Source organism: Roseovarius halotolerans (assembly GCF_900172255.1).
GTDB classification, from domain to species: Bacteria; Pseudomonadota; Alphaproteobacteria; order Rhodobacterales; family Rhodobacteraceae; genus Roseovarius; species Roseovarius halotolerans.
The window spans coordinates 730,598-745,906 of sequence record NZ_FWFU01000002.1 but is presented as its reverse complement, the minus strand read 5'-3'; the positions used below and the strand labels follow the sequence as shown (position 1 = coordinate 745,906).

Genomic DNA, 15,309 nt, shown 5'->3' with positions numbered 1-15,309 from the left:
CCTATGGTTTACTACCAGACCTGTGCTAACAAAGTGTCAACGCTCGAGTCAAATCGAATTGTCCGATCCCATCCGCCCCGATCAGCCGCCGCTCGTCTCGGTTCTGATGCCTGCGCATAACGCTCAGGTCTGGATGTCGCGCGCGATCCGTTCGGTGCGCGATCAGCGATCCCCTGACTGGGAGCTGCTGATCGTCGACGATGCTTCCGATGATGCCACCGGGGCGCTGGCCCGCTCCGCCGCCGCGCAGGATGCGCGCATCCGCGTCCTCACCGCCCCCCGCCGCCTGGGCGCCGCCGAGGCCCGCAACATGGCGCTGGCGCAGGCACAGGGTCGATTCATCGCCTTTCTCGACACCGATGACACCTGGCATCCCGACAAGCTGCACCTGCAGATCCGGTTCATGTGCGAAACCGGCGCCGCCTTGTCCTACACCGGTTTCTGGCGTGTGCGGGGCGCGCACCGGCACGAAGTCCGCGTTCCCGCCGAAATCACCCGCAAACGGCTCTTGCGCGGCAATGTCATCGGCTGCCTGACCGCGATCTATGACAGCCACGCCTTTGGCAAGGTGCCGATGCCGTCGCTCCCGCTGCGGCATGACTATGCGCTCTGGCTCGATCTTCTTTCGCGCTCTTGCAGCGCGCGTGGCCTGACACGCCCGCTGGCCACCCATTTCCGGCGCAAGGGGTCGCTGTCGTCGAACCGGCTCCATGCGCTCTTCGCCACCTGGCGGATATATCGCCGTCACGCCGCGCTCGGGCGCGCCTCCGCTGCGATGTGCCTGTCATCGCATGTCATCGGGCGCATGCTGCGTGGCTAGAGCGGCGCGCACATTGCGCCAGGACCACAGAAAGAGGGTATCATGAGTTTGAAAAAGCGTCTCGAATCCGCCCTGAAAGCCTTCGGCGAGCCCTCGCTGGTCATGCCGCGGCAAGAGCTGCTGCACATGATCGACGACCGTTTGCGCCTGGCCCTCGCCGCGATCGAATCCCAGACCGAAGCCGCGCTCGAGGCCGCACGTCAGGTTCCGGCGACCGATGCCGCGCTCGCCCGCGACGGCGAAGCCTGGACACAAGCCGCGCCCCGGTGGGACAGGGTCCGCGATCTGGCGCGGGACGCGCTTTCGCAGGCCGGGGTTTCAGGCGGCACCATGCTCGAGATCGGTGGCCGCCTGAACCCGCGCAATGCGGATTTCCCGGAATTTGCCTATCAGGCGCTCGATTTCGAGGACGCCCCCGGCACCGGTGTCGCGGTCACCACTGGCGACATCACCAATTGCCCGCAGATTCCCGATGAAAGCTACGATTTCATCTTCAGCTTCGATGTCTTTGAACATATCGACAAGCCTTGGCTTGCCGCCTCCGAGATCACCCGCCTGCTGCGCCCTGGTGGCGTGACAATGCATTCCACGCTGTTTTCGTGGCGCTATCATCCCTGTCCCATCGACTACTGGCGCTATTCGGCCGAGGGGCTGAAATCGCTGTTCGAGGGGCTGGATTGCCTGCATTCTGATTTCGACTATGCCGAGCGGCGGCGCGACATTCGCGGGCGCAACCGCAATGCCGTCACCCCCGACGCTTTCGGGGGCTGGCGCGAGAATGTTCGCGTGAACTATGCCGGGGTGAAGCCGAAGCCGCGCTGACGCGCGGCCCCGTTCCTTATTCCGCCGGAATTGCCGTATCCTCGATGCCCAACGGATGCTCCAGCTTGTTGAGCATCTCCTTGGGACAGACCTGCACGAACCGGGTTTTCTCATGGTCCCAGTATCGCAGGATCTGCTCGGCCTTCTGGCTCCCGGTTTCCTCGACATGGCGCCGGATCAACCCTTCCAGTTCGCTCAGGTAAGGCTCCTGCGTCACTGCGCATGTGACCACCGACTCCATGTTGATCAGCTTGTCGGTCTCACCTTCGGGGTCATACAGATACGCCATCCCGCCGGTCATGCCCGCACCGAAATTGGCACCCACCGGCCCCAGGATCACCGCGACGCCGCCGGTCGTGTATTCGCAGCCACTGCTGCCGCAGCCCTCGACCACCACATGCGCCCCCGAGTTGCGCACCGCGAACCGCTCGCCCGCGCGCCCGGCGGCAAAAAGATACCCCGCCGTCGCGCCATAAAGCACGGTATTGCCGATGATCGTGTTGTCGCAGGCCACCAGCGGGCTCGCCATCGGCGGGCGCACCACGACGGTACCCCCCGACAAACCCTTGCCGACATAGTCGTTGGCATCCCCCGACACTTCCAGCTTCAGCCCCGGCGCCGCGAAGGCCCCCAGGCTCTGCCCCGCGCTGCCCGTCAGCTTGACGGTCAGGTGGTCCGGCTGCAGGCTGTTGCGCATCCCGAAATTGCGCACGATGTGGCTCGAGACGCGGGTGCCCACGGTGCGGTCGGTATTCTGCACGGCATAATGCAGCTGCATCTTCTCGCCGTCCTTCAGGAACCGCGCCGCATCCCGCACGATCTCGGCATCCAGCGTGTCGGGCACCGGATTGCGCGGCTTGTTGCGGTCATAGACGTTGTCCTTGGCGCCATCCACCGTGATCAGCATCGGGTTCAGGTCCAGGTCGTCCAGATGCGCGGCACCTCGGCTCACCTGCGTCAGCAGGTCGGCCCGCCCGATCACCTCGTCCAGGCTGCGCGCGCCGATACTGGCCAGCAACTCGCGCACTTCCTGCGCATAGAAGGTGATCAGGTTCACCACCTTGTCGGCATTGCCGGTGAACTTGGCGCGCAGCGCCTCATCCTGCGTGCACACGCCCACCGGGCAGGTGTTGCTCTGGCACTGGCGCACCATGATACAGCCCATCGCGATCAGCGCGGCGGTGCCGATCCCGTATTCCTCGGCCCCCATCATCGCCGCCATGACGATATCGCGCCCCGTGCGCAGCCCGCCATCGGTGCGCAGCGTCACCCGGTCGCGCAGCTTGTTCATCGACAGAACCTGATGCGCCTCGGTGATGCCCATCTCCCAGGGCAGGCCGACATACTTGATCGACGTGGCCGGGCTTGCCCCGGTGCCGCCATTATGCCCCGAGATCAGGATCACGTCGGCCTTCGCCTTGGCCACACCGGCCGCGATCGTGCCGACACCCGACTGCGCCACCAGCTTCACGCAGACCTTCACCGTCGGGTTGATCTGCTTGAGGTCATAGATCAGCTGCGCCAGGTCCTCGATCGAATAGATGTCGTGATGGGGGGGCGGCGAAATCAGTGTAACCCCCGGCGTCGAATGGCGCAGCCTTGCGATCAGCTTGGTCACCTTCATCCCCGGTAGCTGACCACCCTCGCCCGGCTTGGCGCCCTGCGCGACCTTGATCTCAAGCTCTTCGCACTGGTTGAGGTATTCCGCCGTCACCCCGAACCGCCCCGAGGCGACCTGCTTGATCTTGGCGCTCGGATTGTCGCCATTGGGCTCGGGCACGAAATGCGCCGGGTCCTCGCCACCCTCGCCTGAATCGCTGCGCGCACCGATCCGGTTCATCGCCACGTTCAGGGTCTTGTGCGCCTCCGGGCTCAGGGCCCCAAGGCTCATCCCCGGCGTCACGAACCGCTTGCGGATCGCGGTCACGCTTTCCACCTCTTCCAGCGGAATCGGCTCGCCAAGGGGCTTGATCGCCATCAGGTCGCGCAGGTGAATGGGCGGGTTGGCCTCCATCGCCTTGGAATACTGCTTCCACAGGGAAAACGACGCCTTGTTGCACGCCATCTGCATCATGTGCATCGTCTGCGCGCCCCATGCATGGGTCTCGCCCGACTTGCGCATCTTGTAGAAACCGCCAATCGGCAGCACATCCTGCGAGCCGGAGAACGCCATCCTGTGAATGTCCTCCAGCTTCCCCTGGATACCGCTCACGCCGATGCCGCTGATGCGGCTGGTCAGGCCGGGGAAATACTCGGCACACATCGCCCGGCTCAGGCCCACGGCCTCGAAGTTGAGGCCCCCCCGATAGGACGAGATCACCGAGATCCCCATCTTCGACATGATCTTCAGCAGGCCCTGGTCGATCGCCTCGCGATACCGCGTCACGGCCTCGGTCAGGGTGCCATCCAGCAGGCCCCGGTCCAGCCGGTCGGCCAGCGTGTCCTCGGCCAGGTAGGCATTGACCACCGTGGCGCCCGCGCCGATCAGCACGGCAAAATAATGCGGGTCGATACACTCGGCCGAGCGCACATTGAGCGAACAGAACGTCCTGAGCCCCTTGCGCGTCAGATGCCCGTGAACCGCGCTCGTGGCCAGAATCATCGGCATCCCGACACGGGTTTCCCCCAGACGGTGATCGCTCAGCACCAGGTGTCCGGCACCACTGCGCACGGCATCCTCGGCCTCGGCACGGATACGTTCCAGCCCGGCCTGCAACGCGCCCGGTCCGGGCTCGAAGCTGCAATCGATCTCGGTCACCGCACCCTCGAACTGGCGCATCAGCCCGTCCCATTGGGCATTGCCCACGAACGGGCTTTCCAGCACCAGGATCTCGGTCTGCGCGCTGCTCTCATCCAGCACGTTCTTGAGGTTCCCGAACCGCGTCTTCAGGCTCATCACCCGGTATTCGCGCAGGCTGTCGATGGGCGGGTTCGTCACCTGGCTGAAATTCTGGCGGAAATAATGGCTCAGCGGGCGGTATTTCTTGGACAGGACCGCGCTTGGCGTGTCGTCGCCCATGCTGGCGACGGCCTCCTTGGCATCCTCGGCCATCGGCGCCAGGATCGTCTCGATCTCCTCCACCGAATAGCCCGCAGCGATCTGCCTCCGGCGCAGCTCGGCGCCCGTGAACATCGGCGCCTCGGCTACACTGCCCAGCACCTCGTCCAGATCCTTGATCTTGCCGACCCATTCGCCGAACGGCTGGGCATGGGCCATTTTGTCCTTGATCTCGGTATCGTGGTAAAGCTGGCCCTCCTGCATGTCCACGGCCAGCAACTGACCGGGGCCGAGCGCGCCCTTTTCCTTCACCGTCGCCTCGTCGATCGGCACCATCCCCGCTTCGGACCCGGCAATCACCAGACCGTCGCCGGTCACCACGTAACGCATCGGGCGCAGCCCGTTGCGGTCAAGCCCGGCACAGACCCAGCGACCATCGGTCATCGCCAGCGCGGCAGGCCCGTCCCAGGGCTCCATCACCGAGTTGCAATAGGAATACATGTCCCGCCAGGCCTGCGGCAGCTCCTCGGCCTGCTTCGACCAGCTTTCCGGCACCATCATCGTCTTGGCCATCGGCGCGTTGCGCCCGGCCCGCACCAGCACCTCAAACACGGCATCCAGCGCCGCGCTGTCGGACGAGCCGCCGGGGATGATCGGCTTGATATCCTCGGCCATCTCGCCAAAAGCGCCGCTGGCCATGCGGATCTCATGGCTCTTCATCCAGTTGATATTGCCCTTGAGCGTGTTGATCTCGCCGTTATGGGCCAGCATCCGGAACGGCTGCGCCAGCCACCATTGCGGAAAGGTGTTGGTGGAATAGCGCTGGTGATAGATCGCGAATGCCGATTTGAACCGCTCATCCTGAAGGTCGGGATAGAAGTCCGCCACCTGCTCGGCCAGCATCATGCCCTTGTAGATGATACTGCGGCAGGACAGCGACGCGATATAGAGCCCGGTGATCCCCTCTGCCGCGGCGGCCTTCTCGATCCGGCGGCGAATGACGTAGAGCTCGCGCTCGAAATCCTCTTCGGCGATCCCCTTACCGTTGGAAATCAGGATCTGCTCGATCTCGGGACGCGTCGCGTTGGCCTTTTCGCCAAGGCAGCTGACCTCGACCGGCACATGGCGCCAGCCATAGATATAATGTCCCATCCGCAGCACTTCGGTTTCCACGATGGTCCGGCAGGTCTCCTGCGCCCCGAAATTGGTGCGCGGCAGAAACACCTGCCCGACAGCCATCAGCCGGTCTTCATGCGGCTCATGCCCGGTGCGCCGAATCTGATCGTAAAAGAACGGCACAGGAATCTGCACATGGATACCCGCGCCGTCGCCGGTCTTGCCGTCCGCATCCACCGCCCCGCGATGCCAGATCGCCTTGAGCGCGGTGATCCCGGCCTCGACGACCTTGCGGCTCGGCTTGCCATCCACCGACACCACAAGACCCACCCCGCACGAGGAATGCTCCTCGGATTCGGAATACATGCCGTTCTCGGCCAGCCACTTGCGTTCGGCCTCTTGCTTGGCCTGCCAGTTAAGATCCAGTTTCGTCATCGTTCTTAACCCTTCGTTCAACGGGTGGGTCAGGCTGCCTGACCTTATTTTCGTTCTCTCGCCGTGCGTTTCGGCGCGGTTTTCGGGTTCTGTACCGAATATTTGGGCGAAGCCCCGGTTTCGGTACAAAACCGCTGTACAAATCGGACGTTTTGTACCGAATTCTACTCCGCCGCGACCGACTGCGCGTCGTTCAGATAGTCCAGCATCGCCGCAGCGGAATCGCGCCCGTCGCGGATCGCCCAGACCACAAGGCTGGCTCCGCGAACGATGTCGCCCACCGCGAAAACCCCGTCCATCGCGGTCTGCCCGGTGGTGAATTCCGCCTTGATCGTTCCCCAGCGCGTGACCTCAAGTTCCTTTTGATTCCATAGTGTTGGAAGGTCTTCAGGCTCAAAGCCCAGCGCCTTGATGACAAGGTCGGCGGGCTCGTCATGCTCCGCACCCTCGATCGGTTCGGGGCTCTGGCGGCCCGTCGCGTCGGGCTGGCCAAGGCGCATCTGCTGCACCTTCACCATGCTCACCGGATCGCCGGCAAAGCCTTTGGGTGCGCTAAGCCATTGGAACTCAACGCCTTCTTCCTCGGCATTCTGCACTTCGCGCTGGCTGCCCGGCATGTTCTCGCGGTCCCGGCGATACAGGCATTTGACCGATTTGGCCCCCTGACGCACGGCAGTTCGGACACAATCCATAGCGGTGTCGCCGCCCCCGATCACCACAACTTGTTTGCCCTCGGCATTCAGCTCGCCGCTTTCATACTCCGGCACGCTGTCGCCAAAGGACAACCGGTTGCTCGCCGTCAGATAGTCGATCGCCCGCACGATCCCCTTGGCCCCGGCCCCCGGACCCGGCAGATCGCGGCTCTTGTAGACCCCTGTAGCGATCAGCAACGCATTGTGTTTATTGCGAATTTCATCGAAGGCGATATCCTTGCCGACATCGCAGTTCAGTACGAATTCAACCCCGCCCTGCTCCAGCTGTTCGATCCGGCGCATGACCACATCCTTCTCCAGCTTGAAGCCGGGAATCCCATAGGTCATCAATCCGCCACCGCGGTCATAGCGGTCATAGACGGTCACCTGCACCCCGGCCCGCCGCAGCACATCCGCCGCCGCCAGACCACCCGGCCCGGCACCGATTATCCCAACAGATTCAGCACGTTCCTGGCTCGGCTGGATCGGCTTCACCCAGCCTTCGTCCCAGGCGGTATCGGTGATATACTTCTCGACGGCGCCGATGGTCACGGTGCCATGACCCGACTGTTCGATCACGCAATTCCCCTCGCACAGCCTGTCCTGCGGGCAGATCCGCCCACAAATCTCGGGAAAGGTATTGGTCGCCTGGCTGATGTCATAAGCCTCCTGCAACCGCCCTTCCGCCGTCAGGCGCAACCAGTCGGGAATGTTGTTATGCAACGGGCAATGCGACTGGCAATAAGGCACGCCACACTGGCTGCACCGGCCCGCCTGCTCCTTGGCCTTCGCATCCGCGTATTCCGCATAAATCTCGTTAAAATCCTCTCGGCGAACGCTCGCCGCACGTTTTTCGGGCATGTCCCGACCAACGGTCACGAATTTCAGCATCGGTTGCTTTGCCACGGCATGGCCTCCGGAAAAATCTTGCACCGCGCTTGTCTAATCCAAGTCTTCAACAAATAAAAGTCACAAACACTTACCTATTATTAAATAATTCCCTCCCCTCCGAGCCCTCCGGTAAGGAAACTTCAATACTTTAATTCCGATTCGGACCTAAATGGTTACTTTCCATCGAATCTCAGTGGTTTATAGCTGGCCGCACAGATTATCAGCAGGGCGCCGCCGATGCCGCTTTTCCATTTGCTTCTCGTCGCCATCATTCAGGGCGTGACCGAATTTCTGCCGGTTTCATCCTCGGGACACCTGATCCTTTTGCCGAATCTCGCGGGTCTCGACGATCAGGGGCAGGTCATCGACGTGTCCGTTCATGTGGGAACGCTTTTTGCCGTCGTTCTCTATTTCTGGCGCGATGTCGGGCTTGCGATCCTCGGCCTGCCCCGCCTGTTGACCGGACGCGTCGACACGCCCGGCTCCTGCCTTGCCATGCTGCTTCTGGCGGCCTCGATCCCCGTAGTGGCCCTGGGCCTGCTGCTTCACCTCACCGGCCTCGATGCCGAGATGCGCTCCATCAAGGTGATCGGATGGGCCATGCTGGTTTTCGGTATCGTCCTCTACTGGGCCGATCAGGCGGGCCCCGGCCGGAAGAAAGCCGAAGACTGGAACCTCCAGGACGCGATGGTCATCGGTGTCTGGCAGGCCATCGCACTGATTCCCGGCACCTCGCGCTCGGGCATCACGATCACCGGCGCACGTTTCCTGGGTTATACGCGCCGCGACGCCGCGCGTCTGTCGATGCTCATGTCGATCCCCACGATCATTGCCAGCGGCGTTCTTCTGGGCGCCGAATCCGTCGTCGACGCCAATGTATCCCTGCTGCGGGAAGGGCTGATCGCCGCCGCGATGGCCTTTGGCGCGGCGCTTCTGGCGCTGTCGGTAATGATGCGTCTGCTCAACAGGGTCAGCTTCACGCCCTATGTGATCTACCGGATCGTCCTGGGCATTGTGCTGCTGGTCGTTGCTTACCGCTGAGGGCGCAGCCTGCTGGCAGATTCCTTGATCGCCTCGTACTGACCTGCCGGGCGGAAGCGCCACAGGTAGTCTGGCATGACAACCTCCATCGCCACCGGTCTGATCCCGAGATCAGCAAAGCCGTGCGCCTCGCCGGAAACCACGTTATCCACCCGAAGGCTGCGCACCTGGTCCCGCGTGATCTGCGGCGGGATCAGGCCCAGAGACAATGTCTGCACCAGCTCGAAACCCCAGGCCATCGCAGTGGCGAGGCCGAAGGGAATATTCATGATGAGCCGGCGTCGGCGGATCACCTTGAGCATCTGTTGCATCAGCTCGCGGAAGGTATTCACATCCGGCCCGCCCAGTTCATAGATACCCGAGGGCGCAACGCCGGTGGCGCCCATCTCAGCGGCCTGCGCCACGTCATCCACATAAACGGGTTGAAACCGGGTCTCGGCACCCACGACCGGAAGAACCGGGCTGAACCGCGTCATTCCCGCGAAACGGTTGAAGAAATCGTCCTCGGGACCAAAAATAACCGAAGGGCGCAGGATCACCGCACCGGGAAACGCATCCTGAATTGCCTTCTCGCCTTGCGCCTTGGTCTGCGCATAGACGCTCTCCGACCCCTCGTTGGCGCCGATCGCCGAAATCTGCACGAGCCGCGCCACACCTTCTTCGGCGGCGATGCGGGCGATGCGCGCCGCGCCTTCGTTCTGGACCGCGTCGAAATTGTTCTTGCCCTTCCGGTCGAACGTGCCGACGCAGTTCACCACCGCATCCGCGCCGCGCGCCACCGCGCGCACGCTGGCATCGTCGCGGATGTTGCAGAACACCGGTTCCACCTGGCCGACAGTGCCATAAGGTTTGACATGCATCGCTTCATTCGGGCGGCGCACCGCCACGCGAACCCTCCAGCCCGCCTTGGCCATGCGCCGTGCAATATAGCGACCGACAAACCCCGATCCGCCGTAGATGGTGACGAGTTTCGACATCTCTGGATCTCCCGCTTGGATTTCACCCCTTCCTAATGCTCCGTGCCGTTTTGAACAAGGACATATGGCGATTGCCGCAAATCTATGAAATCGCCGTTGACACGCCACGGCGCCGGGTCTAAATGGCGGCTTCACGACACCTGCCCAGGTGGCGGAATTGGTAGACGCGCTAGCTTCAGGTGCTAGTGTCCGTATGGACGTGGAGGTTCGAGTCCTCTCCTGGGCACCATTCCCTCCACGAAGGGAATGAGCATGACGAATTACCTATACAAGAACGACCTTCCCGCGGATCTGGATCTGGGTCCGGTGGTCGCGATCGACTGCGAAACCATGGGCCTCAATCCGCATCGCGACAGGCTCTGCGTGGTGCAGATGTCAGGCGGCGACGGCAATGCCCACATGATCCAGATCGACAAGGGCCAGACCGAGGCGCCAAACCTGGCCGCGATGCTGGAGAACCCCGACATTCTCAAGCTCTTTCACTTCGGCCGTTTCGATATCGCGGCGATGTACAACGCCTTCGGCGCCCTTGCCGCACCGGTCTATTGCACAAAGATCGCAAGCAAGCTGGTGCGCACCTATACCGACCGCCATGGGCTCAAGAACCTGCTTCAGGAACTGCTCTCCGTGGACGTCTCCAAGGTCCAGCAATCCTCGGACTGGGGCGCGCCCGAACTGACCGAGGCGCAGCTTGATTACGCCGCTTCGGATGTCCTGCACCTGCACCGCCTGCGCACCGAGCTTGACCGGATGCTGGCGCGCGAGGGCCGTGTCGAAATCGCACAAGCCTGTTTCGACTTCTTGCCCGCCCGTGCCAGACTGGACCTTGCAGGCTGGCCCGAGATCGACATCTTCGCGCATTGAATCATGGCACGACATAACAGCCTCCATTCCCGGCTCGTGGCTTGGATGAAAGTCATCCTGCCCCTGGCCGCCTTGGCGCTGCTATCGATGCTGTTTCTTTTGTCGCGCTCGATTGGCCCGACCAAGACGATTCCGGTCGCCGAAGTCGGTCTCGAACAACGCGCCCAGGAACAGGGTGCCAGCAACGCGACCTTCACCGGCATGACCGACGAGGGCGACCTCATCACCTTGAGTGCGCAGGCGGCGCGCCCCTATGCAGATGATCCGAGCCGGATCCTGGCGGATGTGGTGGAATCCCGGCTGACACTGACCTCCGGATCGCTGATCGATATCCTCTCGGACGAGGCGGACGTGAATCAGGACGACTCGACCATCAAGATGACAGGCGACGTTCGGATCAACACCAGCACCGGCTTCCATATGACCACCGATGTGCTGAACACGCGCTTTGATTCACTCTATGCCCAAACCCCCGGCCCGGTCACGGGCAATGGCCCCCCCGGCGATCTAGATGCAGGGCGGATGGTAATCGCACCGAACGATGAAACGGGCGATACACATTTGTTTTTTACAGATGGCGTCAAGGTGATATACCAGCCCAAGAATGCAGAGGATTGATACTTTTGAACCGTTTTTCGTGGCCCGCTCTCTGTCTGCTTCTGCTGACCGCGCCCTCTGCGGGCCTCGCCCAAGGGGCTCAGATCGCCTTTGGAGAAAGCCAGCAGGACAGCGACCTTCCTGTTGAGGTCACCTCCGAAAACCTTGACGTGAACCAGACCGATGGAACCGCTGTGTTTACCGGCAACGTGGTGGTCGGCCAGGGCGAGATGCGCCTTTTCGCGCCGCATGTTCTGGTGATCTACAAGGAAGACGAAAGCGGGATCGACCGGCTGAAGGCCACCGGCGGCGTCATCGTCATCAGCGGCGAAGATGCGGCCGAAGGGGATCAGGCGGATTATTACGTCGATACAGGCATGATCGAGATGGAGGGGTCGGTGCTTCTGGTGCAGCCGCGGCAGACGCTGACCTCGGATAACATGGTCGTGGACACGCGCGCTGGCACCGCACGGATGACCGGCCGGGTCAAAACCATCTTGCAGCCGCAGGACTGAACGATGCCTGCGCCCAAGCTCCATATCGCGCACGAAAGCATGGGCCTCGAGGTCTCGAACCTGCGCAAGAGCTACAAGCGCAGGGTCGTGATTCGCGACGTGTCGCTCTACCTGCAACAAGGTGAGGTGGTCGCGCTTCTGGGGCCGAACGGGTCAGGCAAGACCACGACCTTTTATGCCATCGCGGGACTGATCCAGCCCGAGAGCGGCAAGGTGATGATCGATGGACAAGACGTGACCAGCCTGCCGATGTATCGTCGCGCAAAACTGGGCGTCGGCTATCTTCCTCAGGAAATGTCGATCTTTCGGGGGCTGTCGGTCGAAGACAACATCCTGGCCATCCTCGACATATCCGAGCGCGACCGCCACAAGCGGCGCGAGCGCCTCGAAGAGCTGCTTTCGGAGTTCTCGATCGAACATCTGCGCCGTGCGCCCGCGCTGGCGCTGTCTGGGGGTGAACGCCGCCGCGTAGAGATCGCCCGCTGCCTTGCGGCGCATCCGCGTTACCTGCTGCTGGACGAACCTTTCGCCGGGGTTGATCCGATCTCGGTCGGCGATATCCGTCACCTCGTCGCCGATCTGAAGAAACGCGGCATCGGTGTGCTGATCACGGACCACAACGTCCGCGAGACGCTCGAGATCGTCGATCGCGCATATATCCTTCATGACGGACAGGTCCTTATGTCTGGCAGCCCCGAAGAGGTGGTCCAGAACGAGAACGTTCGCCGGGTCTATCTGGGTGACAATTTCCGCATTTCCTGACGTTTGGGCATGCTGTCGCAGACCCGCACCTGCAACACCGATCTTCATTGACAAACCCCGGTAAAAGCGCCTCAAATAGGGGCATGACATTTCAGGCTTCCGTGCTGATCCCGCATCGGGCCCTCGTTCCAGGGGCCGGGTCAGAGCAAGCAGGCGAAATGTCAGTTTCCCGCATCCGGAAATGAACGTCATCAGGGTCGAACGCCCCTGGTGCGCGCCACCGGATCGTCAAATGAAGGAGTGAAGATGCGCTATCAAATCAGTGGTAAGCAGATCGACATAGGTGAATCGCTGCAGACACATGTCAAAGAGCAGCTTGGTGTGGCCGTGTCGAAATATGCCGAACGCCCGACTGACGCCCATGTGATTTTTTCCAAAAGCGCCAGTGAATTCGTCTGCGAAACCATAGTGCATCTGTCGACCGGGTTGACCACCCAGGCCAAGGCGCGCGCGCATGAAATCTACGCCGCATTCGATCAATCCTGCGAGAAAATCGAGAAGCAGCTTCGCCGCTACAAGCGCCGTTTGAAGGATCATCATCGCGACCGTTCACAGCCTGTTGAACTTTCGGGCGCATCCTCATATATCCTCGCCTCGGAAAGTGACGATGCGGATTCGGAACCTGAAAGCCTCCAGCCGATGATCGTCGCCGAAATGGAGACGCAAATCCCGTCTCTGTCTGTCGGCGAAGCGGTCATGCAGATGGAACTGGCAGGGGCTCCGGTGCTGATCTTCCGCAATGAGGGTAACAATGGGTTGAATGTCGTTTACCGTCGGGATGATGGTAATATCGGCTGGATCGACCCTTAACAGACACAAGGTGCCGGGCGCGGCATGCGCCAAGCCCGGCAGAGCGTCGAGAAAACCAATGGATATGGATATGATCCTCAAGCCAGAGGCCGTGCGCGTGTTCTCTGCTGTCTCCAGCAAGAAACGCCTGCTGCATGAACTGGGTGGCATCGCCGATTCGGTCTACCAAGTGAACCAGACCGAAGCCGTCGAGGCCCTTCAGGAACGCGAAAGCCTCGGGCCGACCGGCGTCGGCAATGGCGTAGCCCTGCCGCACGCCCGGCTGGATGGGCTGGAACATGTTGTCGGTGCACTGGTGCTTCTGGAAAAGCCCGTGGATTTCAGCGCGGTCGATCGGCAGCCTGTCGATCTGGTCTTCGCACTGTTCGCGCCCCGCGATGCCGGGGTGGAACACCTCAAGGCGCTGGCGCTAGTGTCACGCACACTGCGCGACCCGTCGGTCTGCGCCAAGCTGCGCGCGAACACCGATCCGATGACGCTCTATACCATCGTGACCGAGGCGCAGGCGGCGCAAGCCGCCTGACACCTTGCGGCCCTATTGCCAGGGTTCGAATCCGAAGGTCATGTAATCGCGCTGATAGATGTCGCTTACCAGCGACTCGATCTCGTCGTCATATATATCCGACAGGGCAAATGGCGTGTCGCCCGTGGCCCGCTCCGGGCGCGGTGCATCGCGGTAGCCGACCCGTCCCGCCATCTGCGGCAGATCGGTCTGCATCTCATCCTCCCGGATGAGCATATCGGGCACCGCGAACTGCGCCATCCCCTGCAATACCGCCACCTGCGACGCCCAATGCGCGTCGATCCGGATACCTGTCTGCCCCGCAAGGTTGGCACGCAGGAAATCGAGGAACCCCACAAAAGCCGCACGATGCGCGCGCCGGTCATAGCTTTCGTCCAGATCGCCGCCGGGGATCGGCAGCTTGTGAAAATTGCGCAGCGTCTTGCGGATATCGGCATAGGTCCCAGGCCCGCGCATCAGGATCTTGTTGCAGAACGCGTCATGCGCGCGCGCCGCCGGGTGTCGTAACACCGTGAAACTGCGGTGCCGCCGGTTGCGCCGTTTCCATTGCCTGAGGGCCTTCTGGTTGAGATGCGTCGGCAGACTGTCCTCGGGCACCTCGTCCAGCGCGGCAAGCCAGGCCCTGACCTCCGCCTCGGGTCCGGACCTGACCGGCATGTAAAGCAGCGGCGCGCGCGCACCCGTCACGAAGCCCGGCACCGCCGGCCCGCGACGCGGCTCGAAATTCGGGATGCGCGTCATGTTGAACGGATCCTGCCCAGACAGCGCCCGCTCCATCTCGTCGTAATTCGCGACCTTCTCGCTCAGCGGGCTCGGGTTCTGCTTCTTGAGCGATGAATCCAGCGCATCAAGCTGCGTGCCACAGCCAAGAAACCGTGCCATCCCATTGATCACCGCCAGGTTCTGAAGATCCTCATATGCAACATAGAACGCCGTCTGCCCGGTCATCTGAAGCCGGTTCAGCAAGAACACCTGGAACGATTGCAGATGCGCGACATGCCTTTCAAATTCGTCCCCGTCAAAGCTGACCTTGCTGTCCTTGCGACGTTTGACATTGGTCAGTTTCCACTGACCGGTCGCCTGCGCGATCTTCCATGAGACATAACTGTCCAGCGGATTGCGGGTCAGGATGATCTTGGCACACCGCGGATCGTCAAGGCAGATGTCCAGCACCCGGCCATCATGGTCGTGAAAGAACCGGAACCCGCCCAAACCCTCGGACCCTGTCTTGATCGCCTCGATCAACCGCCCCGGATCGCCATCGCGCATCGCCTGGGTGACGCCCAGTATCTCGGTCTTGTTGGGATAGCCGATGAAATGCGGGTTGAACGCCTCGCCATGACATTCAAGACCCTCGAACGCATTGAGATTCGTTTCGAGAAAATTCGAGCCGGTGCGCATTTCGGCGAACACCACGAAGTAGTCGAAATTTCCGCTCATGCCGGG

At 62.0% G+C, this 15,309-nt stretch carries 13 protein-coding genes and 1 tRNA gene; 10 read left to right on the top strand and 4 right to left on the bottom strand.

Annotated elements, in window-relative coordinates; genetic code table 11:
- The first annotated feature begins 58 nt into the window (after window positions 1–58).
- Window positions 59–820, top strand: coding sequence for a glycosyltransferase family 2 protein (locus tag ROH8110_RS10640; RefSeq protein ID WP_245962802.1), 762 nt, complete (start codon window positions 59–61; stop codon window positions 818–820).
- 42 nt (window positions 821–862) lie between these two features.
- Complete coding sequence (locus ROH8110_RS10635; protein ID WP_085817708.1) at window positions 863–1,642, top strand: class I SAM-dependent methyltransferase; 780 nt, start codon at window positions 863–865, stop codon at window positions 1,640–1,642.
- A 16-nt stretch (window positions 1,643–1,658) separates the two neighbouring features.
- On the opposite strand, the gene gltB is transcribed toward ROH8110_RS10635, so the two are convergent.
- Both gltB and ROH8110_RS10625 read right to left on the bottom strand, forming a co-directional pair.
- Window positions 1,659–6,191: a glutamate synthase large subunit gene (gene gltB, locus ROH8110_RS10630; RefSeq protein ID WP_085817707.1), complete on the bottom strand. Its 4,533-nt coding sequence runs from the start codon at window positions 6,189–6,191 to the stop codon at window positions 1,659–1,661.
- A gap of 164 nt (window positions 6,192–6,355) precedes the next feature.
- Entirely contained in the window at window positions 6,356–7,789 is a 1,434-nt protein-coding gene (locus tag ROH8110_RS10625; RefSeq protein WP_176236593.1) for an NAD(P)-dependent oxidoreductase, read from the bottom strand.
- Between the two features lie 222 nt (window positions 7,790–8,011).
- On the opposite strand from ROH8110_RS10625, the gene ROH8110_RS10620 reads away from it, so the two are divergent.
- Window positions 8,012–8,815 carry an undecaprenyl-diphosphate phosphatase gene (locus tag ROH8110_RS10620; RefSeq protein WP_085817705.1) on the top strand — a complete coding sequence of 268 codons (804 nt, stop codon included), beginning with the start codon at window positions 8,012–8,014 and terminating at the stop codon, window positions 8,813–8,815.
- Here ROH8110_RS10620 and ROH8110_RS10615 read toward each other — a convergent pair.
- Window positions 8,806–9,792, bottom strand: coding sequence for a complex I NDUFA9 subunit family protein (locus ROH8110_RS10615; protein ID WP_085817704.1), 987 nt, complete (start codon window positions 9,790–9,792; stop codon window positions 8,806–8,808). The genes ROH8110_RS10620 and ROH8110_RS10615 overlap by 10 nt on opposite strands.
- A 142-nt stretch (window positions 9,793–9,934) precedes the next feature.
- Here ROH8110_RS10615 and ROH8110_RS10610 point away from each other — a divergent pair.
- The 7 genes from ROH8110_RS10610 to ROH8110_RS10580 all read left to right on the top strand — a co-directional run bounded on the left by ROH8110_RS10610 (window position 9,935) and on the right by ROH8110_RS10580 (window position 13,863).
- Window positions 9,935–10,021: transfer RNA gene (locus ROH8110_RS10610), tRNA-Leu, on the top strand.
- 23 nt (window positions 10,022–10,044) lie between these two features.
- Window positions 10,045–10,656 carry a ribonuclease D gene (locus ROH8110_RS10605; protein ID WP_085817853.1) on the top strand — a complete coding sequence of 204 codons (612 nt, stop codon included), beginning with the start codon at window positions 10,045–10,047 and terminating at the stop codon, window positions 10,654–10,656.
- A 45-nt stretch (window positions 10,657–10,701) separates the two neighbouring features.
- Entirely contained in the window at window positions 10,702–11,274 is a 573-nt protein-coding gene (gene lptC, locus ROH8110_RS10600) for an LPS export ABC transporter periplasmic protein LptC (protein ID WP_254903791.1), read from the top strand.
- A 5-nt stretch (window positions 11,275–11,279) separates the two neighbouring features.
- Window positions 11,280–11,768, top strand: a complete 489-nt coding sequence (locus ROH8110_RS10595) for an LptA/OstA family protein (protein ID WP_245962803.1) — start codon at window positions 11,280–11,282, stop codon at window positions 11,766–11,768.
- A gap of 3 nt (window positions 11,769–11,771) precedes the next feature.
- Window positions 11,772–12,530: an LPS export ABC transporter ATP-binding protein gene (gene lptB, locus ROH8110_RS10590; RefSeq protein WP_085817702.1), complete on the top strand. Its 759-nt coding sequence runs from the start codon at window positions 11,772–11,774 to the stop codon at window positions 12,528–12,530.
- 246 nt (window positions 12,531–12,776) lie between these two features.
- Window positions 12,777–13,340, top strand: coding sequence for a ribosome hibernation-promoting factor, HPF/YfiA family (hpf, locus tag ROH8110_RS10585; protein ID WP_085817701.1), 564 nt, complete (start codon window positions 12,777–12,779; stop codon window positions 13,338–13,340).
- A 58-nt stretch (window positions 13,341–13,398) separates the two neighbouring features.
- Entirely contained in the window at window positions 13,399–13,863 is a 465-nt protein-coding gene (locus ROH8110_RS10580; RefSeq protein ID WP_085817700.1) for a PTS sugar transporter subunit IIA, read from the top strand.
- A 12-nt stretch (window positions 13,864–13,875) separates the two neighbouring features.
- Here the strand turns inward: ROH8110_RS10580 and ROH8110_RS10575 are convergent, their stop codons facing one another.
- Window positions 13,876–15,303: a sulfotransferase family 2 domain-containing protein gene (locus ROH8110_RS10575; protein ID WP_085817699.1), complete on the bottom strand. Its 1,428-nt coding sequence runs from the start codon at window positions 15,301–15,303 to the stop codon at window positions 13,876–13,878.
- Window positions 15,304–15,309: the final 6 nt, after the last annotated feature.